Genomic DNA, 20,098 nt, shown 5'->3' with positions numbered 1-20,098 from the left:
CGGGCTTGGCCCACACCGTCAGGAGCGAATCGCGGGAGATCAGCGCCCTGACGTCTGCATCGTCGCGCTGCCCAGGCTGACGTCGAAGAACTCCGCCGCCGAGGCCGCCAGGTCACGGTGGATGGCCTTGCGATCCAGACCCTGGGTGTCGGTGCACAGGTCCGGGGTGGCCTGCACCTCCTCCTCCGAACAGGGCGACATGAAGACGAAGTGCCCTGCTCCGTCCAGCACCCGCAAGTCCGCTTGCTGCGGAAGTTTGCGCGCCAGCGCGCCGGCATTCCTCTTCCAGTCGAGGATCCGGTCATCGTTGCCGGTGTAGAGCAGCACTGGCACCTGCACATCTTCCAGCTCGTGGACGCCATACATCAGGCTTAGCGGCGCGAGCAGGAGCAAGGCGCCGATGCGCGGATCGGCCATCGGCACCAGGTCGTTGCGATCTGCGCGTACCTCGCCCTTCTCGCTGCAGGCGTCGGCGTCGTCCGGGCGCTCCTGGCAATACTTGATCAGCCGTTCCAGGCGCGGCTGGGCGCCGGCCAGGATCAGCGCCGTTTCACCACCGGCGGAATAGCCGATTACCCCGACCTTGCGCGGATCGGCAATGGCCGCGACCTTGGGGTCTAGCAGCGCGGCACTGATGGTTTCCGACACCTGCAGCGGCCGTCCGTAGAGGTTGCTCTTGGCGCCCAGGCGGCTGTGGTCATGCAGATTGTCGCCGGGGTGCAGCAAGGTCACCACCACGAATCCCTTGCGCACCAGCGCCTCGATCAGGTCACGGTGGGCCAGCGGAGTGCCGTAGTTACCGTGGGACATCACCAGCAACGGGAAGCGTCCGTTGGCGGTCTGCCCTTCGTAGGCGACGTCGAGGATGAAGTTGCCCAGGTGCAGGGGTTGCTCCGGCGCGCGCGTGGGGTAGAAGGCGATGGCCTTCATCGGCTGCTGGTCCAGCGGGTCGCTGACCTGCAGGCGGTGAAAACCCACATTCCAGCCCTGTGCCGCCCAACTCGCGGTACTGAAGGTAACGAGCAGCAAGAACCAGAACACGCGCCTCGCCATGGTGCAGTTCGCTCCGATTTGACTCCGGATCAGGCGCCACGAGGCTTGCTGGGGAATGCAGAGGTCGTCGGACGCCGCCTGGAGGGAACCTCTGCATAGTACGCGCCAGTGAGACTCGCTCCGTGCCCGCAGACAGGCGGTACCGACCGGCCACAAAAAAGCCCCGCATCGGCGGGGCTTTTCTTCTGCTGGCAGCGATCAGGCGGCGGCAAACTGGCTGGCGATGCTCGCCTGGGCGCCCGCGATGGCGTTGCGGCGCGGTTCGTCACCGTAGGCAAGGCCCTCAGCACGAACGACCTCGATGTCGGTAATGCCGAGGAAGTTCAGCACCAGCTCCAGGTAGCTCTCGTGGGCGATGCCAGTCGGTTGGCCAGCGTGGATACCGCCTGCGGTGGAGACGATGATCACTTTCTTGCCGCCCGCCAGGCCTTCCGGGCCGTTCTCGGTGTAGCGGAAGGTCCTGCCGGCGACGGCGATACGGTCGATCCAGGCCTTCAGCTGGCTGGGGATCGAGAAGTTGTACATCGGTGCACCGATGACGATGGCGTCGGCGCCGAGGAACTCCTCGATGCTCTTCTCGCCCAGCGTGGCTTCGTGTTTCTGCGCAGCATCGCGCAGCTCGGCCGGGGTGCCGGCGGCAACCAAGCTGGCGGAGGACAGGTGGCTGATGGCGTCGGCAGCCAGGTCACGGTAGGTGACTTCGACGCCCTGCTCGGCGGCAGCCCAGGCAGCCACCAGTTCGGCGCTCAGTTGGCGGGAAGCAGAATTGTCGCCGAGGATGCTCGAGTCGATGTGCAGCAGTTTCATGTGTGTTCTCCAGGAAAGGTGCCAGGTGGGTTGGCGGAGGAATTCGTCGTTGGGGGCAAGACTACGCATGTAGCCAATCTTCGATAAGTCGGCAAAAATGCAATGATTCGTCTCACCAGCAGGACAATCCCATGCAGGACCTCAATGACCTCTTCTACTTCGCCAAGGTGGTCGAAGCCGGTGGCTTTGCGGCCGCAGGGCGCCTGCTGGGGCTGCCGAAGTCGCGCCTGTCGCGGCGTGTAGCCGAACTGGAAGCGCGCCTGGATGTGCGTTTGCTGCAGCGCACGACCCGCAAACTCGCGCTCACCGACCTGGGCGAACGCTATTACCGGCACTGTCAGGCGATGCTGGTGGAAGCCGAGATGGCGGATGAAGTCGCGGCGCAATTGAGCGCGGAACCGCGTGGACGAGTGCGCCTGTCGTGCCCGGTGGCGTTAGCGGAAACCTCGCTGAACGAGATGCTGCCTGGTTTTCTCGCAGCCTATCCGCAGGTGAATCTGGAGCTGATGCTGACCAACCGTCGCGTCGACCTGCTCAATGAAAGCATCGACGTCGCGCTACGCGTGCGGGCACCGGGGGATGAGGACCTGTCGCTGATCTCGCGGCGCCTGCGCCTGGCGAAGACCGCGCTGGTGGCCGCACCGTCACTGCTCAAGGGCGTCAAGCTGCGTGCGCCGGAGGACCTGGCTGCCCTGCCCGTCCTCGGCGCCATCGACAATGATCGCCGCGTGCACATGAAGCTGACCGGCCCACAAGGCGAGGTGAAGGAAGTGGCACTGGAGGCGCGTCTGGCGGTGGAAGACTTCAACCTGCGCAAGAACGTGGCGCTGGCGGGATTGGGCGTGACACTCCTGCCGCTGCACTACTGCACCGAGGAACTGGAGGATGGCCGGCTGGTGCGCGTGCTCCCCGCCTGGAGCGAGCCGGAGGCCTACCTGCAGGCGGTATACCCGCACCGACGCGGCATCCTTCCGGCGGTGCGGGCGCTGCTCGACTATCTGCAGGAAGGCTTCTCGAAGGACGACTGGCCGGTCTGACGCCGGTCCAGTCCCTGAATGGGGACGCCGTTTACGCGGGGCTGACGCCCAGGCCCATCAGTGCGCCGATCCAGCTCAGCAGACGGCCGCCACTCAGCCAGTCGATCCAGAACAGCTGGTGCAGCACGACGATGGCCCAGAACACCAGCTGGAAGGACAGCTTTCGGGTCTTGTGGCGAAACACCTGCTGGGCTAGGAAAGCACCCGGCCAGCCGCCGAGCAGCTCCAGCAGGTGCAGGCTCTGTTCGGGAGTACGCCAGTCGTTGCGCTCGGCGCTGCGCTTGTCACGCCAGTAAGCGAAGAAGGCCAGGACGCTGAAGACCGGATAGAGCAGCAGGAACCAGACGAAGTAGGCCTCCTTCAGCCAGAGCACCGAGCCGATGACGGGCAACGCGAGCAGCACGGCGAGGACCACCAGCGCCTTGCCCAGAGAACGCCTTGGCGCACTGGGGAAGGCGACTTCGCGACCACTGCGAGCGCGCTCGCGGGTGGCTGTCGCCGCGGGCTTGCGGCGAATTGCCGGGGTATCGATGGCCAGCCCGGCAAGGCGGGCATGATCGGCGCGGGGGCGGCCGTCCTTGCCGGTGCCTTCGACGTAACGGACCTGATCGCCCGTTTCCGGGCGGCGGTCGCCACGGAAGTCGGAGATGTGCAGGAAGACTTCCTTGCCGCCGGCCTGGGGGCGGATGAAGCCGAAGCCTTTGTCATCGTCCCAGCGGCTGATGGTGCCGTTCTTTTCCACGTTTACTCACTATCGGATCAGGGTTTGACGCTGCTCCAGTCGATCAGGGCGAACTGCCAGGTCGCCAGGATCAGCAGGCCGAACACGATACGGTACCAGGCGAAGGCCGCATAGCTGTGGTTGGCGATGAACTTGAGCAGGCCGCGCACCGCGATCATCGCGAAGATGAAGGAGGTGACGAAGCCGATGGCGAATACCGGCAGGTCCGAGGGCTGGAAAATGTCGCGGTACTTGTAGCCCGAGTAGACTGCGGCGCCGACCATGGTCGGCATGGCGAGGAAGAACGAGAACTCGGTGGCCGCCTTGCGCGACAGGCCGAACAGCAGGCCGCCGATGATGGTGGCACCGGAGCGCGAGGTGCCCGGGATCAGCGCCAGGCACTGGCAGCAGCCAACCTTCAGGGCTTCCTTCCAGGTCATGTCGTCGACGGTTTCGGCGTGGACCACGTGCTGACGTTTCTCCGCCCAGAGCATGATCACGCCGCCCACCACCAGCGCCACGGCCACGGTGATCGGGTTGAACAGGTAGTGGTGGATGTAGTCGGCGAAGGCCACGCCCAGGACCACTGCCGGGAAGAAAGCTATCAGCAGGTTGATGGTGAAGCGCTGAGCCTTGCGCTGGGTGGGCAGGCCGACGACGATCTCGAGGATCTTGCGGCGAAATTCCCAGACCACCGCCAGGATGGCCGCCAACTGGATGATGATGTTGAAGGCTTCGGCACGCTCACCGCCAAATCCGATGAGGTCCGCCACGATGATCTGGTGGCCGGTGCTGGAGATCGGCAGGAACTCGGTAAGCCCCTCGACCACGCCAAGAATGAAGGCCTGAAAGGCGCTCCACAGATCCATACTACTGTCCCCCGCGAGGCACGCTGGCTCGCACGTTTCTAATGATTTTGTCCCGCTGCCTGCTCCTGGCGCGTGAGCGCCGCAGCGGCGTCGGCATGCTAATGCATTGCCCGCAGATCGCTACGAAATTCACAAAAATTTCTCTTCCACGGCACGGGCAGAGTAAGCGTTGGCAGTTCGGCAAATTCGAGCTGCCTTTCATCGCCAGGAAGATGCAGACAACCTCGATCCGGACGGGTTCGCGCCATCATGCAAAATGCCTAATTCATTGAAAAGCCTGCTGTACTCAAGTACCAGAAAGGCTACAAACCAGCCGATTCTGTTAACGACGCGAAACACTCGAATCGCCGCAAACGCTGGCGGGCCATGCCTTGGGCCTTCCCACCCAAAGTTGTGTATCAGCCACGTAACAGATTTCGCTTCTCCCGTGAGACGAGCCCCGTGCTAGGGGCCGCGCAGGGCTTTCGTACGCTCGTCCTGTATCAACGTCGAGACATCCGCTCCGTGATGGCTCATGTGGCCTAACGCCATGTCATTGATTCTCAATAGCTGATTAAAAGCGGCACGGCCCCTGCTCCACCTTGGTACCGCTGGTTAGGGCTCAGCGCACCAAGAAGGAACCGCCATCATGGGGAACATCGACTCACGGATAGTCGGCATTCTCGTCACGCTCGTTTGCGGCGCGGCCAGCGTCCCGCTGTGTCCGCTCGCTCAAGCCGGCGACGGCACCATCGTCCTGCAGCGCCAGGTGCAGCCACGCGTCGCCACCCGGCCGACCGACATTCCCGACCCGAACCCGATCACCGTCAACCCGAACATCTCCGACCAGATCGTGCGCCAGACCGGTAACGCCGAGCTGAGCGACAGCGATTTCGCCGGCGTCACCAGCGGCTCCAGCCTGCAGCGGCACATCCTGCCAGGCGGACAGCTGGTGGGCATGGACAACGGCGCCAACCAGACCCTCAACGGCAATGGCCTGGGGGCTGGCGCGGCTGGCGGCGGCGCCGGCATCTCCAACTCGGTGAACCGCACCGTCCAGCAGGGGCTCTCGCCCCTGCGCATGCTGACGGGGGACCGCTGAGATGAACGCCCGCCTGCTCGCTCTTCCACTCCTGCTCTGCAGCGTCACGGCCCTGGCCGCTGATCCTTCGACGGTCAACAACGCCAGCATCGACAGCGCCGTGCGCAACTACCACGGCGTCGCCAGCGTGAATCAGGCCGCCGGTGACTCCCAGCAACAGGCCAACGGCCGCGCCATCGCCATCGGCAGCAATGCCCAGGCCACCACCCAGTTCCGCCAGGCGGTCAACGCCAGCGTCGACCTCAACCAGGCCGCGTCCGCCAGCATCACCGGCAACGCCTTCACCAACGGCAACGGCGCACTGGGCGTGAACCAGGCCGCCGGGGCTGCCAACCAGCAAGTGAACGCCATGCGGATCAGCGTCAGCGCCATTCCGCAGAGCGTCGATGACAGCGTGCTTTCCCAGCAGAACGTCGCGCTGCCAGTGAACTCAGGCTCGAAGGACTCCACCACGGGTAGCCGGCAGGTCGTCACCAGCGACCAGGCCTTTGCCGGCAGCCGGGGTGTCGTGCAGATGAGCCAGAGCGCCGGGGTCGGCAATCGCATTGCCAACACCCTGAGCATCCGGGTCGCGGATTGACCCAAGCCAACTCCAATAACACTAAACACGCCAAACAAAGCAAAGGAGATACACCATGAAACCAAGAATGGCTCTGAAGCCTCTGGTTTTCGCTGTTGCAGCGGTCATGGCTGTAGCAGTGCAAGCAGATAATCGCGACAACGACCGTGGTCGTGGCCATCACGACAACCATGGCCATCATCACCAACAACCCAAGACCCCGTACGATCCCTACAAGGACCCGCGGATCGATGCAGGCGCCAGCGCCACGGTGGAAGACACCCAGGAGAGCAGCGACAACACCGTGGTGAACATGGGTACCAAGAACAACGCGACAGTCGACGGATCGTTGGGGAACGCATCCGGCAACGTGGGCGTCAACGTCGCCGCTGGCGACATGAACCAACAGGCCAACGCTGCCGCCCTGGCGACTGCCGATGAGAAATTCATCTTCGGTACCGCCTATGCGTCGACTGAAGTGACCCAGAACAACACGGACAACCAGGCCTGGAACTTCTCCACCACCAACAAGGCTTCACTGAACAACTCCGGCAGCAACTCCTCCGGGAACATCGGCATCAACATCGCCTCGGGCAACTACAACCAACAGAAAAACGACATGGCAGCCGCCGTGTCCGGTGGTCGTAGTGCCGACTCCTACAGTGGCGCCACCCAGACCTCCAGTGGCAACACCGTGGGCAACGTGGCCTTCCTGACCTACGAGAAGGAAACCCTGCGGTCCACCTTCAGCGCCCATGGCACCTACAAGGGCGCAGGCGCAGGCTACGTGGTCGACGAGTCGGGTCGTGGCGGTCATGACGACAGCCGTAACAGCGGTGGCAGCAAAACCGACAAGGATCCGCTGTTCTTCGTCGAAGCTGGCACTGTCGATCTCAGAGGCCAGGCCACCTATCAGGTGCTGATCCCCACCGGCTGGAAAGACCCGGTGCGCAACGATGCCTCCATCAACAACTCGCTCAACAACGTCTCGGGCAACCTGGGCGCGAACGTTGCGGCTGGCGTAGGCAACCAGCAGAGCAACTCGCTGTCCATCGCCGCAGGCTGCAAATCCTGCCTGTAAGCGAATTGGCGTAGCACCTGGAGGCTCCGGCGACGGAGCCTCCTTCTCCGAAGGCCACCCCAAGGCGTCACGATCATGCGTACGTCCGCCCTGCTTTTGCTCGCCCTTTTCAGCCTCACGACGCAGGCCGCGCAACTCCCCTTCGCCATTCTTCCCGGCGGGTCGATGGCCTACAAACACGTCGAGAGCATCCGCGAGCGCAAGTTCAGCAACCTGGTCCAGCAGAAGACCGACTTCAGCTGCGGCGCCGCCGCGCTGGCGACGATCCTCCGCCAGGCCTATGCGCTGGACGTGGACGAGGAATTCGTGATCAAGGGGATGCTGGTCCGGGCCGACCCGGACCTGGTGCGCACACAGGGTTTTTCGATGCTCGACATGAAGACGTATCTCGAAGGCATCGGCATGCGCGCACGCGGGTACCGAATCCCGCCGGCGTCTCTGGAGAAGCTGACGATCCCGGTGATAGTGCTGATGGATATCCGTGGCTACAAACACTTCGTCGTGATGCAGCGTGCCTATAAAGGTTACGTCTATATCGGCGACCCGGTGCTGGGTCACAAGCGCTTCACCCAGGAAGATTTTCTCAAAGGCTGGAACGGCATCATCTTCGCCGTCATCGGTCCGGGCTACGAACAGGCCAACGCCCTGATGAACCCGCCCGACCCACTGACGGCCAGGGACCGAATCAATGCGTTCAGCCCGGTCAAGGATGCAGAGCTCATGGAATTCGGTTTCATCCAGAGCGACTTCCTCTGAGACCGCACAAGAATGGAAGGCAGGAATCCTTCCGGGGAGAACCCTAATGAAAGTGATCCCGCTGCTTGCCGCCACCTGCATAGTGGCCTGCCTGCCGGTCCAGGCGGAAAGTGTCTTCAAGCCGATCGAACTGAAGGATCATGAGCTGGCCCAGCTGCGCGGCAAATATGTGATGCCGGGCCGGGTCATCAGCTTCGGCATCGTCATGAGCAGTACCTGGAAGAACGCCGTGGGCGACAACATCGGCGCCAAGGTCAGCATGCAGATCCAGGAGTCCACCATCAAGCCGCAGTTCTACGTCACCACCATCGACGAGAAAGGCAGCGGCGCGGCACCGGCCGCAGGCACCGGTACCGTCACCGGTGGCGCCGGACTCAACCAGACCCAGGGCGTCACCCAGAGCGTTCGCGCCGCGGGTGATTACAACACCGCTTCCAACAACGTCAGCATCGACGTGAAGGAAGCCAACCAGGCCCCGCCGGTAGCAGCCCCGCAGGGAACGCCGCTGGACTCCGCCCCCGTCACCGCCAGCAATGCGGCCGGTACCGTCAGCGTGTCGCCGAGCAACGGCGGCGTGCAGATGGCGATCAACGCCAACGGTCAGGGCGCCGCCATGCAGCAACTCGCTGCCGGCGGCCTGCTCCAGGCCGCGCAGATGGTGGGTGGAAATAATGCCGTCAACAACCTGGCACAGCTCAGTGTGGTACTCAAAAACAACCTTCCGTCGTCTGGAGCGCTGGACTGCAATCTCGACCAACTCAAAGGGCTTCGCACCATGGGTATGTGATCTACGCTCCAGTGCGACTGTGAGGTCCAACCTATAAGAAGGACAGCGCGCCATGCACCGATCGCTAACGCTAGGAACTGCAATCTGTGTATCCGCATTACTCCCCTCGACCTTCGCCGCCGCCGCGACGGAAGCCGAGGTGGAGACGTTGAAGCAGGAGCTGCTCGAACTCAAGCAGCGCTACGAGGCCCAGCAGAAGGCCCTGATGGTGCTGGAGCAGCGGGTCAGGCAGGTCGAGGAGGCTCCGGCCACCCCCGCCCAGCCCAAGCGCCTGGTCACCTCCACCGGCAAGCCGACACCGCCCGGAACCGGCAACACCGTTGCCTCCAGCGGCAGTTCCTACGGCGAGTCGCTCAAGGACGACGCCAGTCCGCCCAAGAGCGTGGAGAACCTCTACGACGAAGCCAGCGGATTCTTCGGCAACGGCGCCTTCAGCTTCGAGACGGGCATCACCTACACCCACTACGATGCCAAGCAGCTGATCCTCAACGGTTTCCTGGCGCTGGATACGATCTTCCTGGGCAACATCGGCGTAGACAACATCAACGCCGACAACTGGACCCTGGACCTCACCGGCCGCTACAACTGGAACAACCGCTGGCAGTTCGACATAAACGCCCCCGTGGTTTACCGCGAGAGCACCTTCGAATCGTCCGGCGCCGGCAACTCCACGGCGCAGTCCACTGACGAGAAGGTCACCCGCGACCCGACCCTGGGTGACGTCAACGTCGGCATCGCCTACAAGTTCATGGACGAAACCGAATCGCGCCCCGACGCGGTGGTCAGCCTGAGGATCAAGGCCCCCACCGGCAAGGAACCCTACGGCATCAAGCTCAAGCGCGCCTCGGACAACGACAACCTCAACGTGCCCGAGTCCCTGCCTACCGGCAACGGTGTCTGGTCGGTCACCCCCGGCATTTCGCTGGTCAAGACCGTCGACCCGGCCGTGCTGTTCGGCAGCTTCTCCTACACCTACAACTTCGAAGAATCCTTCGATGACATCAGCCCCACCCAGGGCGTGAAGCAGAAGGGCAAGGTCGACCTCGGCGACTGGTTCCAGATCGGTGCAGGCGTTGCATTCGCCCTCAACGAGAAGACCAGCATGTCGTTCTCCTTCTCCGACCTGATCGCCCAGAAGAGCAAGATCAAGGCCGACGGCGGCGACTGGACCACCGTCACCGGCAGCGACGCCAACGCGGCGTACTTCAACTGGGGCCTGACCTACGCGTGGAGCCCCAACCTGACCATCGTGCCGAACCTGTCCATCGGCATCTCGCCGGATGCGCCGGATTTCAGCTTCAGCGTGAAGTTCCCGTATTACTTCTGACGGCTCGGCTGTCCAACCGCAAAGGCCCCTGTTCGGGGCCTTTGTCATTCCTGCCACCGCAGGCGTTGACCGCGCCTGCCTTCTGTCGGAGCGGGCCATGCCCGCGATCCGCCGGCGGGGCCGGCGCTTCTTTTGCTCCGCCGTTGCAGACCCCGTGGCTTGGGCTTGATCGATGGGTATCGCTGCGCTCCACGCCATCCTGCGTTGGCGCGCCATTGTGATATCGGTGTGAGCGGAAATGCCTACAGATGCCGGCACGAAGCCAACCTGAAGGAGCGCCCCTCGGAGCTCCTTCAGTACTACGGCCACCCCGCCCTAGCGCAACTGATGCTTGTGCAACAAGCGATAGAAAGTCGGCCGCGAGATGCCCAGCATCCGCGCCGCCACGCTGAGGTTGTCTCCGTGCCGGGCCAGCGCATCGCACATGGCCTGGCGCTCGGCGCCCAGCTTGTACTCCTCCAGGGTCACCAGCGGCAGATGCGCCGAGCGCCCCTTCTCCCGCTCCAGGCCCAGGTCGCGGGCCTCGATCTGTCGCCCCTCGGCCAGCACCAGGCCGCGCCGCACCCGGTTGGCCAGCTCGCGCACGTTGCCCGGCCAGCTGTGCTCAGCCATCGCCGCCAGTGCATCGTCCGAGAAGCGCCTCGGACGGCGACCAGTCTCGACGCTGTAAAGGTGGGCGAAATGATTGGCCAGCAGCGCCAGGTCGCCATTGCGCTCGCGCAGCGGCGAAGTGGACACCTGCAGAACGTTGAGCCGGTAGTAGAGATCCTCGCGGAACAACCCGGCGCGGATCGCCTGTTCCAGGTCGACATGGGTCGCCGCCAGCACCCGCACATCGACATCAATCGGCTGGCTGCCGCCGACACGCTCGATCTGCTTCTCCTGCAGCACCCGCAGCAGGTTGGCCTGCAACTCCAGTGGCAGGTCGCCCACCTCGTCGAGGAACAGCGTGCCACCGTTGGCCTGTTCGAAGCGCCCGATCTTGCGCTGGTGCGCCCCGGTGAACGCGCCCTTCTCATGGCCGAACAGCTCGGACTGGATCAGCGCCTCGGGCATCGCCCCGCAGTTGATCGCCACGAACGGCCTGACCGCCCGCCGCGACTGGCGGTGCAACGTGCGCGCCACCAGTTCCTTGCCGGTGCCACTCTCGCCGCGGATCAGCACGGGAGACTCGGTCGGCGCGAACTTCGCCAGCAGCTTGCGCAGCTCGCGCACATCGCGGCTTTCACCCAGCAGCTCGTGCTCGTGCTCGTCACTGTGCACGCTGCCGCGCCCGCGCAGACGGGCCATGCCGAAGGCGCGGCCGAGGGTGACCTGCACCCGCGCCACATCGAAGGGCAAGGTATGGAAATCGAAGAACCACTCACTGACGAAATCGCCGACTTCATTGAGCGGCAAAGTGTCCGGGCTGAGCACGGCGATCCACTCCGTACCGCTGCGGCTGATGAGTTCCTTGACGGACTCCCGGCGTTCGAGATGCCGGGGTTGAAGGCGCAGCAGGCCGACGTCACAACCGCGATTGCCGGCGTTATCCAGCTCGCAGCTGTCTACTTCCCACCCTGCTGCCCGTAGTCCGGGTAAAAGCCTGCGGCAGTCGTCGCACGGATCGACCACCAGCAGGCGACGAAGATTCGTGGCTGCCTCGAGCATGCTCCCTTCCTTGGCGCCATTATTTTGAAAAACTTTAAAAAACAGTCGGTTGGCGCTCCAATTTGTAACGCTAGCAATATCTTGACGCAGCCCATTGACCGTTTTCCTATAAGGTCAATGCCGAAACGATCTCACCACCCGCGACCACGCCGCTTGACTTCCAGCCGCCGCACGAACTCCTCGAGCACCAGCTTGTAGAGATCGTCCCCCAGGTAGACGTCCTCTACCCCACAGTCGATGTTCGGGTTGTCGTTCACCTCGATGACCACCACCCGGTCCCCCGCCTGCTTCAAATCCACGCCGTAGAGCCCGTCGCCGATCAGGTTGGCGGTTTTCACCGCCAGTTCCACGACCTTGCGCGGCGCCTCATGGACCGCCATCGTGCGGAAATCACCGCTCACTTCCTGGGCGTCCGGGCTGTGGTCGTAGATCTGCCAGTGCCCCTTGGACATGAAGTACTGGCAGGCGAATATGGGTTTCTGGTTCAAGACGCCAATCCGCCAGTCATATTCGGTATAGAAGAACTCCTGGGCGAGCAGCAGCACCGAGCGCTCGAACAGTTCTGCACTGGCCTTGAGCAACTCCTCCTGGTTGGCCACCTTGATCACGCCGCGGGAGAAGCTGCCGTCGGGAATCTTCAGCACCAGCGGGAAGCCCAGGCGTTCGCCGACCTTCTCCAGTTCCTGCGGGTTGTCCTTGTAGAGGATTTCGGTGGCCGGCATGCCCAGCTTGTGGCTGCGCAACAGGTCGGCGAGGTAGACCTTGTTGGTGCAGCGCAGGATCGACACCGGGTCGTCCATCACCACCATGCCCTCGCTCTCGGCCTTCTTGGCGAAGCGGTAGGTGTGGTCGCTGACGCTGGTGGTCTCGCGGATCAGCAGGGCGTCGTACTCCGCCAGGCGCGAGTAGTCCTTCTTTTCGATCAGCTCGACGTCGATGCCCAGGCTGCGGCCGATGCGGATGAAGTTCTTCAGCGCCTTGCGATCGGACGGCGGGAAGGCTTCTTCCGGGTCGTGCAGGATCGCCAGGTCGTAGCGGTATTGCTTGCGCGAACGAGGCTTGCGCCAGATCTGCCGGCTGAAGCCGTCCAGCGCGTTGGCGAACTGTTCCTCCTGGTCCTCGCGCAGCTTGTGGATGTTCCCCGGCTTCACGCCCTCGATATGCCAGCCCCGGTTCTTGCGGAACTCCACCAGCAGCATCGGGCACGGCAGCGCCTCGAACAGCTGGCGCGCCAGGTCCTGCAGCGGCTCGATGTCGGTACGGCCGAAGTACAGCGTCAGGGTGAAGCCATCAGTGCTGCCGTAGGGGTGGTCGGCCAGCGCCTTGTCGAGGGTCTTCTCCAGGTCCTCCAGCGCCAGGCTGTAGAGCGATTTCTTCGCCAGCTCGCTGATGCTGCGCACCGACGGGATCACCTTGTGCCCGCGCGCTTCGGCCAGCAGCGAGCAGTAATAGCCGTGGCCCAGATACTTGTAGTTGCGGCACAGGTTGATTACCTGCACGCGCTTGCCGTTGTCGTCGTCGATGGGCATCTCCAGGTACTCCTGGGCGCTGACCACGTCTTCGCTGGGATAGTAGGAGGCCCAGTCTTCCTTGCGTTCCACGATGATGAACAGCTTGCTCACGACACCTCCGAAGCTGGCTGGCGCGCTTGCCGCGCCCTGCCCCTGGGACAATACTGGTTGAGCTTCGACCACACGACGCAACGCCCGTTCGCAGCCAGCACCGGACAAGGTGCGCCCTCCGGATTAACGAATGCTTACCCTATGAAACTCCAGTTCCGCGCCGCTTCAGCCGACGACCTGCAAGCCCTGGTCGAGATGGAAAACCGCTGCTTCGAACACGACCGCCTGTCCCGCCGCAACTTCCAGTGGATGATCACCCGCGCCCACGCCAGCCTGACCGTCGCAGAATCCGACGGCCAGTTGCTGGGCTACGCGCTGGTGCTGTTCCACCAGGGCACCTCGCTGGCGCGCCTGTATTCCATTGCCGTGGACGAACGGGCCCGCGGCATCGGCCTGGGCCAGAAGCTGCTGGACCGCGCAGAAGCCGAGGCGCTGGAGAATGACTGCGCCTACCTGCGCCTGGAAGTGCGCCCCGACAACCGTGGCGCCATCGCCCTCTACGAGCGCAACGGTTACCGCCCCTTCGCCACGGTGCGCAACTACTACGAAGACCATAGCGAAGCCCTGCGCTTCGAGAAACGCATCCGCCACATCAACGAGCGCACCCACCGCCACGTGCCTTATTACCGCCAGACCACCGAGTTCACCTGCGGCCCCTCGGCGCTGCTGATGGCCATGGGCGCACTGGAGCCCAAGCGCCGCCTGGCGCGCCGCGAGGAGCTGCGCCTGTGGCGCGAGGCGACCACCATCTACATGACCGCCGGCCACGGCGGCTGCAGCCCGCAAGGTCTGGCGCTGGCGGCGCTGCGCCGGGGCTTCCGCGTGCGCCTGTTGCTGTCGGAAGACGGCCCGCTGTTCCTCGATGGCGTGCGCAGCGAGGAAAAACGCGAGGTCATGCGCCTGGTCCATGAGGACTTCAGCGCCGAGCTGGCGCAAAGCGATGTCGAGCAATTGCTGGTCAACCAGCTGGATATCGAGGGCGCGCTGGAAGCCGGCGGCCAGCCGCTGGTGCTGATCAGCAGCTATCGGCTGACGCGTTCCAAGGCACCGCACTGGGTGGTGGTCACCGACTGTGACGAGGACTTCGTCTACCTGCACGACCCCGACGTCGACCACAGCCAGCACCGCGAACCGCTGGACTGCCAGCACATCCCGGTGAGCCACGCGGAGTTCGAGCAGATGAGCCGCTTCGGCCGCAGCAAGCTGCGCGCGGCGGTGATCCTCTACAAGCGCTGAAGACGGTGTTCTACGGCGCGCCACGACAGGTCGTGATGCAACCCACCGGCGCCACGAGCGCACGCAGTTCCGCCGCCGGCAGGTAGCCGTTGCGGGTATAGAGGAAGTCGAAACCGAACAGGCTGAGCATCAGCAGGATCGGCAGGACGAGAGTGACGGCGATACGCATGGCGACGCTCCTCTTCTGGTTCTTGTAGCGCCATCCTAGGACGCGGGCGCGGCGCACAACCTACTACCTTGGTACTGCCCCAACCGGTACTTTCTGCATATTTGCCGCACCCCTGACGCTTCCTATGCTGGCCGCACAAGAACCAGAAAGGAGTCGTCCCATGCGCCAGTTCGTCCTGCACGGCGTGGTCTATCTGCTGGCGGTTGCTTGCGCCGCCGCCTTCGGTCTCGACGCCCGCGCCGAAGAAGCTCCCACGCTGGAAGTCCGCATTGGCTATCTGGGCTACACACCCGACCCCGGTCCGCTGCTATCCAACGTCATCCCGGAACCTAGCGACGCAGGCCTGCGCGGCGCGGAGCTGGCAATCACCGACAGCAACAGCACCGGGCGCTTCCTCAAGCACCACTACAGCCTGCAAGCCGCCAGCACCGACACCCCGGAAAAGCTGCTCACCGAGGCCCAGCGTCTGCACGACGCCGGCTTGCGCCTGTTCGTGGTCAACGCTCCCGCCGACACCCTGCGCCAACTGGCCGCCGCGCTGCCGGACAGCCTGCTGTTCAACGCCGGCGCCGCCGATGACGAGCTGCGCGCCAGCCAGTGCGCGGTGAACGTGCTGCACACCCTGCCCAGCCGGTTGATGCTGACCGATGCCCTCACCCAGTTTCTGGTGCTGCGCAAGTGGACGCGCTGGCTGCTGATCGTCGGCAAACGCCCGGAAGATGCCTTGTACGCCACCGCCCTGCGCCGTTCGGCCAAGCGCTTCGGCGCGAAGATCGTCGAGGAAAAGCCCTTCACCTTCGACAACGACCAGCGTCGCAGCGCCCAGGCCGACATGGCCCTGTTCACTCAGTCCAGCGAGGACTACGACGCCGTGCTGGTGGCCGACGAGCACGGCGACTTCGGCGAATACGTGCCCTACAACACCTGGCTGCCGCGCCCGGTGGCAGGTACCCAGGGGCTGGTCGCCACCGGCTGGCACAAGACCGTGGAAACCTACGGCGCCGCGCAGTTGCAGAAGCGGTTCGAGGAACATGCCGGACGTTGGATGAACGATCGCGACTTCGCTGCCTGGATCGCCGTACGCAGCATCGCCAGCGCCGTGACGCGGCTGCGGGACGCCGACCCGATGGCGATCCGCAAGCTGTCGCTGTCCCCCGACCTGCCGCTGGACGGTTTCAAGGGCTACAAGCTCGGCTTCCGCCCCTGGGACGGTCAGCTGCGCCAGCCCATCCCGCTGGTGCAGCCGCGCGCGCTGGTCAGCACCTCGCCGCAGGAAGGCTTCCTGCACCCCGCCAGCGAACTCGACAGCCTCGGCCTCGATGCACCGGAAAGCCAGTGCCGCCTCGCCGAAGCTAATCCATAAGAAGAACTCCCATGAGGACCCTGCCCATGCCGCGCCTGCTTGCCCTCTCCAGCCTGAGCCTCGCCCTCTCACTGGTGTCACCGGCCTTCGCCGCCACCGCCTACGTGTCCAACGAGAAGGACAACAACCTGAGCGTCATCGACCTGGACAGCATGAGCGTCACCGGCACCATCGACACCGGCAAACGTCCACGCGGGTTGGCGCTGTCCCACGACAACAAGCTGCTGTACATCTGCGCGAGCGACTCGGACACCGTGCAGGTGCTCGATCTCGCCACCCGCAAGATAATCAGGCAGCTGCCATCGGGCGCCGACCCCGAGCAGTTCGCCCTGCACCCCAACGACCGCTGGCTGTACGTCTCCAACGAGGACGATGCACTGGTCACGGTGGTCGATACCCAGACCGCTCAGGTGCTCGGGCAAATCGACGTCGGCGTCGAGCCCGAGGGCATGGCGGTGAGCCCGGACGGCCAATGGGCGGTAAACACCAGCGAAACCACCAATATGCTGCACTGGATCGACACTTCGACCCAGAAGCTGGTGGACAGCACCCTGGTGGACCAGCGCCCGCGCCACGCCGAGTTCACCCACGACGGCTCGCAGGTCTGGGTCTCGGCGGAAATCGGTGGCACCGTCAGCGTGGTCGACACCGCCAGCCGCAAGATCCTCAAGACCCTGCGCTTCGCCATCCAGGGAGTACACCCCGACAAGGTGCAACCGGTGGGCGTACAACTGACCAGCGACGGCAAACTGGCCTTCGTCGCCCTCGGTCCGGCCAACCATGTGGCGGTAGTGGATGCCAGGACTTTCGAGGTGCTCGACTACCTGTTGGTGGGCCGTCGCGTCTGGCACCTGGCGTTCACCCCGGATGAGAAGACGCTGCTGGCCACCAATGGCGTCAGCGGCGACGTGTCGGTGATCGATGTCGCCTCGCGCAAGGTCACCAAATCGATCAAGGTCGGCCGCTACCCGTGGGGCGTGGTGGTGACGCCATGAACGCAGCCAGTATGAGTGCACCTGCCATGAATGCGCTGGCGGTCCGCGATCTCGGCTTCTCCTACGGTCCGCGCCGTGCCCTCGACGGCCTGGAATTCGAGCTGCCCGCCGGGCGCTTCACCGCCCTGCTCGGCCCCAACGGCGCCGGCAAGTCCACCCTGGTTGCCCTGCTCACCCGCCTCTACGACCTGCAGCAGGGCGAGATCGACGTGCTCGGCTGCAGCCTGCGCCGCCAGCCGCGCCTGGCCCTGCGGGAGCTGGGCGTGGTGTTCCAGCAGAGCACCCTGGACCTGGACCTGAGCGTGGAGCAGAACCTGCACTACCACGCCGCCCTGCACGGCCTGCCACGCAGCGTGGCGAACGAGCGGATCGACGCCGAACTGGCCCGCCAGCAATTGCACGAGCGTCGCCGCGACAAGGTCCGTGCGCTCAATGGCGGGCACCGCCGCCGGGTGGAGATCGCCCGCGCCCTGTTGCATCGCCCGCGCCTGCTGCTGCTCGACGAAGCCAGCGTCGGCCTCGACCCGGCAGCGCGCCAGGCACTCAACGAACACGTACGCCGGCTTTGCCGCGAGGACGGCCTCGCCGTGCTCTGGACCACCCACCTGCTCGATGAAGTACGCGACGAGGATGCGCTGCTGGTGCTCGATCGCGGGCGTCTGGTCGCACGGGGCGAGGCGCGGGATATCTGCGCGCCCGACGCCGGCAACCTGGAGCGCACCTTCGACCGCCTGACCCGCCTGGAGGCCTGCACATGAGCGCCCTGGAGAACCCGCGCCTCGGCCCCGCCGCCTACTGGCAATGCCTGCGCGGCATCGTCATGCGCGAATGTCTGCGTTTCGTCCTGCAGCGCTCGCGATTCCTCAGCGCGCTGGTGCGGCCGCTGCTCTGGCTGCTGGTATTTGCCGCCGGTTTCCGCGCCGCACTGGGCATTTCGATCATCGAGCCGTACGACACCTACGTCACCTACGAGACCTACATCGTTCCGGGGCTGTGCTGCATGATCCTGCTGTTCAATGGCATGCAGGGCTCGCTGTCGATGGTCTACGACCGCGAAATGGGCAGCATGCGCGTGCTGCTGACCAGCCCGCTGCCGCGCGCCTTCCTGCTCGCGAGCAAACTGCTGGCCACCGCGCTGGTGTCGCTGCTGCAGGTCTATGCCTTCCTGCTGATCGCCTGGCTGTATGGCGTGCAACCGCCGCCCATGGGCCTGATGGTGGCGCTGCCGGCATTGCTGCTGGCCGCCCTGCTGCTGGGCGCGCTGGGCTTGCTGCTGTCCAACGGCATCCGCCAGCTGGAGAACTTCGCCGGGGTGATGAATTTCGTCATCTTCCCGCTGTTCTTCCTCTCCTCCGCGCTCTACCCGCTGTGGAAGATGCGCGAGGCCAGCCAGTGGCTGTACTGGCTGTGCGCGCTGAACCCGTTCAGCCACGCGGTGGAGCTGGTGCGCTTTGCCCTCTACGAGCGCTTCAACCTGCTGGCGGCAGGCGTCTGCCTGGGGCTGACGCTGTTCTTCACCGGCCTTGCCGTGCTGACCTTCAACCCGCAGCACGCCACCCTGCGCAAGGGCTGAAACCTACTACTTTGGTACCGGTTCGCCCCTCCTGACGTCGAATTTCCAAAGCCGCACAGCCGGCATCTAATGGCCACTACAAGAAGAACGAACAGAGATACCGCCATGCCTCGCCTTGCGACTGCACTGAATGGCCATGTGGGCGGCTGCCTGGCCGCGTGCCTGCTCAGCCTGACCCTCGCGCTGCCGACCGCGCAGGCCGAGGACGCGCAGCTGTTTTCCGCCGACGGCTACCGACAGGCCCAGTACCGCAGCCCGACACCGCCCTCCGCCGACCACGCCACCACCCTCGACACCTCTGCCCTGCAGGCGCTGCTCCAGCGCGAGCCGCAGACCCGGCTGGTGGACGTCTACCGCCGTACCTTCCTCAACGGCCAGTTCGTCGAGGACGAAAAGCACCGCAACCTGCCCGGCAGCCTGTGGCTGGCCAACGTCGGCACCGGCACTCTGGAACCACAGTGGCAAGCCTACCTGGAGCAGAATCTCGCCCGCCTCACCGACGGCGATGCCAAGCGCCCGCTGGTGTTCTACTGCCGTTCCGACTGCTGGATGAGCTGGAATGCCATCCGCCGCGCACATGCGCTGGGCTATGCCAGCCTCTACTGGTACCGTGATGGAATCGACGCCTGGGAACAGGCAGGACTGCCCCTGCAGGATGCGCAACCGCAACCCCTGAAGTAACTTGCGATCACCGCCCATAACGACAACAACGAGGTGCAGGCCATGTACAAGATCCTGATCGCCGACGATCACCCGCTGTTCCGCGAAGCCATCCACAACGTCATCGCCGACGGCTTCCCCGGCAGCGAAGTAATGGAAACCGCCGACCTCGACAGCGCCCTGGGCCTGACCCAGGAACACGACGATCTCGACCTGATCCTGCTCGACCTGAACATGCCCGGCATGCATGGCCTCAACGGCCTGATGAGCCTGCGCAACGAGGCGCCGACCATCCCGGTGGTGATCGTCTCCGCCGAGCAGGACAAGCAGGTCGTGCTGCAAGCCATCACCTACGGCGCAGTGGGCTTCATCACCAAGTCGTCACCGCGCGTACAGATGACCGAGGCCATCGAGCAGATTCTCAACGGCAACGTCTACCTGCCGTCGGACATCATCCGCACGCAGAAATCCTCGCCGCGCCGCAGCGGCCAGGAAGACCACAGCATTCCACCGGAACTGCTGCAGGCGCTGACCCGCAAGCAGCTGCTGGTGCTGGAGCGGATGACCAAGGGCGAATCCAACAAGCAGATCGCCTACAACCTGGAGATCGCCGAAACCACGGTGAAGGCCCACGTCTCCGCCATCCTGCGCAAGCTGAAGGTACACAACCGCGTGCAGGCCATCCTCTGCGCGGGCGATATCGACTTCGCCGCCTACCTGCGCCGCTGAAACGAGGCGCCGCTGATTCATAA

At 64.5% G+C, this 20,098-nt stretch carries 21 protein-coding genes; 14 read left to right on the top strand and 7 right to left on the bottom strand.

Features of this window, described 5'->3' with window-relative positions; translation table 11 throughout:
* Positions 1-39: 39 nt before the first annotated feature.
* Both IB275_RS15140 and IB275_RS15135 read right to left on the bottom strand, forming a co-directional pair.
* Positions 40-1,053, bottom strand: a complete 1,014-nt coding sequence (locus tag IB275_RS15140; RefSeq protein WP_192296120.1) for an alpha/beta hydrolase family protein — start codon at positions 1,051-1,053, stop codon at positions 40-42.
* A gap of 198 nt (positions 1,054-1,251) precedes the next feature.
* Positions 1,252-1,860 carry an FMN-dependent NADH-azoreductase gene (locus IB275_RS15135; protein WP_192296121.1) on the bottom strand — a complete coding sequence of 203 codons (609 nt, stop codon included), beginning with the start codon at positions 1,858-1,860 and terminating at the stop codon, positions 1,252-1,254.
* Positions 1,861-1,991: 131 nt separating this feature from the next.
* On the opposite strand from IB275_RS15135, the gene IB275_RS15130 reads away from it, so the two are divergent.
* Positions 1,992-2,897, top strand: coding sequence for a LysR substrate-binding domain-containing protein (locus tag IB275_RS15130; RefSeq protein ID WP_045217489.1), 906 nt, complete (start codon positions 1,992-1,994; stop codon positions 2,895-2,897).
* A gap of 31 nt (positions 2,898-2,928) precedes the next feature.
* Here IB275_RS15130 and IB275_RS15125 read toward each other — a convergent pair whose 3' ends face one another.
* On the bottom strand, positions 2,929-3,639 hold the full coding sequence (locus tag IB275_RS15125; protein ID WP_192296122.1) for a DUF1294 domain-containing protein: 711 nt from the start codon (positions 3,637-3,639) through the stop codon (positions 2,929-2,931).
* Positions 3,640-3,656: 17 nt separating this feature from the next.
* On the bottom strand, positions 3,657-4,487 hold the full coding sequence (locus IB275_RS15120; protein ID WP_192296123.1) for an undecaprenyl-diphosphate phosphatase: 831 nt from the start codon (positions 4,485-4,487) through the stop codon (positions 3,657-3,659).
* A gap of 628 nt (positions 4,488-5,115) precedes the next feature.
* On the opposite strand from IB275_RS15120, the gene fapA reads away from it, so the two are divergent.
* From fapA to fapF, 6 genes are all read left to right on the top strand, one after another.
* Positions 5,116-5,568 (top strand): functional amyloid chaperone FapA, encoded by a 453-nt coding sequence (fapA, locus tag IB275_RS15115; RefSeq protein WP_192296124.1) that lies wholly within the window; start codon positions 5,116-5,118, stop codon positions 5,566-5,568.
* Between the two features lies 1 nt (position 5,569).
* Positions 5,570-6,148 carry a fibril amyloid subunit FapB gene (gene fapB, locus IB275_RS15110; protein ID WP_192296125.1) on the top strand — a complete coding sequence of 193 codons (579 nt, stop codon included), beginning with the start codon at positions 5,570-5,572 and terminating at the stop codon, positions 6,146-6,148.
* Positions 6,149-6,203: 55 nt separating this feature from the next.
* Positions 6,204-7,208 carry an amyloid-like fimbrin subunit FapC gene (fapC, locus tag IB275_RS15105; protein ID WP_138215608.1) on the top strand — a complete coding sequence of 335 codons (1,005 nt, stop codon included), beginning with the start codon at positions 6,204-6,206 and terminating at the stop codon, positions 7,206-7,208.
* A 75-nt stretch (positions 7,209-7,283) separates the two neighbouring features.
* Complete coding sequence (gene fapD, locus IB275_RS15100; RefSeq protein ID WP_045217496.1) at positions 7,284-7,964, top strand: fibril amyloid maturation endopeptidase FapD; 681 nt, start codon at positions 7,284-7,286, stop codon at positions 7,962-7,964.
* 46 nt (positions 7,965-8,010) lie between these two features.
* Positions 8,011-8,751: a fibril amyloid subunit FapE gene (fapE, locus tag IB275_RS15095; protein ID WP_192296126.1), complete on the top strand. Its 741-nt coding sequence runs from the start codon at positions 8,011-8,013 to the stop codon at positions 8,749-8,751.
* 52 nt (positions 8,752-8,803) lie between these two features.
* Entirely contained in the window at positions 8,804-10,078 is a 1,275-nt protein-coding gene (gene fapF / locus IB275_RS15090) for a fibril amyloid transporter FapF (RefSeq protein ID WP_081519828.1), read from the top strand.
* Positions 10,079-10,393: 315 nt separating this feature from the next.
* Here the strand turns inward: fapF and IB275_RS15085 are convergent, their stop codons facing one another.
* On the bottom strand, positions 10,394-11,728 hold the full coding sequence (locus IB275_RS15085; protein WP_081519827.1) for a sigma-54 dependent transcriptional regulator: 1,335 nt from the start codon (positions 11,726-11,728) through the stop codon (positions 10,394-10,396).
* 131 nt (positions 11,729-11,859) lie between these two features.
* Positions 11,860-13,350, bottom strand: a complete 1,491-nt coding sequence (locus tag IB275_RS15080; protein ID WP_138215605.1) for a RimK family ATP-grasp domain-containing protein — start codon at positions 13,348-13,350, stop codon at positions 11,860-11,862.
* 141 nt (positions 13,351-13,491) lie between these two features.
* On the opposite strand from IB275_RS15080, the gene IB275_RS15075 reads away from it, so the two are divergent.
* A complete protein-coding gene (locus IB275_RS15075; protein WP_081519825.1) occupies positions 13,492-14,586 on the top strand; it encodes a GNAT family N-acetyltransferase/peptidase C39 family protein in 1,095 nt (364 codons plus the stop codon).
* A 10-nt stretch (positions 14,587-14,596) separates the two neighbouring features.
* Here the strand turns inward: IB275_RS15075 and IB275_RS15070 are convergent, their stop codons facing one another.
* A complete protein-coding gene (locus IB275_RS15070; protein ID WP_192296127.1) occupies positions 14,597-14,755 on the bottom strand; it encodes a hypothetical protein in 159 nt (52 codons plus the stop codon).
* A gap of 160 nt (positions 14,756-14,915) precedes the next feature.
* Here IB275_RS15070 and IB275_RS15065 point away from each other — a divergent pair, with 160 nt between their 5' ends.
* From IB275_RS15065 to agmR, 6 genes are all read left to right on the top strand, one after another.
* The gene (locus IB275_RS15065) at positions 14,916-16,118 is read left to right on the top strand and encodes an ABC transporter substrate-binding protein (protein WP_192296128.1); all 1,203 of its coding nucleotides are present in this window, start codon (positions 14,916-14,918) and stop codon (positions 16,116-16,118) included.
* Positions 16,119-16,144: 26 nt separating this feature from the next.
* Positions 16,145-17,113 (top strand): YVTN family beta-propeller repeat protein, encoded by a 969-nt coding sequence (locus IB275_RS15060; protein ID WP_081519823.1) that lies wholly within the window; start codon positions 16,145-16,147, stop codon positions 17,111-17,113.
* 26 nt (positions 17,114-17,139) lie between these two features.
* Positions 17,140-17,871 carry an ABC transporter ATP-binding protein gene (locus IB275_RS15055; RefSeq protein WP_192296202.1) on the top strand — a complete coding sequence of 244 codons (732 nt, stop codon included), beginning with the start codon at positions 17,140-17,142 and terminating at the stop codon, positions 17,869-17,871.
* Positions 17,868-18,686 carry an ABC transporter permease gene (locus IB275_RS15050; protein WP_192296129.1) on the top strand — a complete coding sequence of 273 codons (819 nt, stop codon included), beginning with the start codon at positions 17,868-17,870 and terminating at the stop codon, positions 18,684-18,686. The genes IB275_RS15055 and IB275_RS15050 overlap by 4 nt, the downstream gene beginning before the upstream one ends.
* A 105-nt stretch (positions 18,687-18,791) precedes the next feature.
* On the top strand, positions 18,792-19,367 hold the full coding sequence (locus IB275_RS15045; RefSeq protein ID WP_192296130.1) for a PQQ-dependent catabolism-associated CXXCW motif protein: 576 nt from the start codon (positions 18,792-18,794) through the stop codon (positions 19,365-19,367).
* A gap of 42 nt (positions 19,368-19,409) precedes the next feature.
* Entirely contained in the window at positions 19,410-20,075 is a 666-nt protein-coding gene (gene agmR / locus IB275_RS15040) for a response regulator AgmR (RefSeq protein WP_024764454.1), read from the top strand.
* Positions 20,076-20,098: the final 23 nt, after the last annotated feature.

The sequence above is a fragment of the Pseudomonas sp. PDM21 genome (genome assembly GCF_014852505.2).
Taxonomy (GTDB): Bacteria; Pseudomonadota; Gammaproteobacteria; order Pseudomonadales; family Pseudomonadaceae; genus Pseudomonas.
Note: the sequence above shows the minus strand (reverse complement) of the source record. Positions and strands in the feature narration are given on the sequence as shown.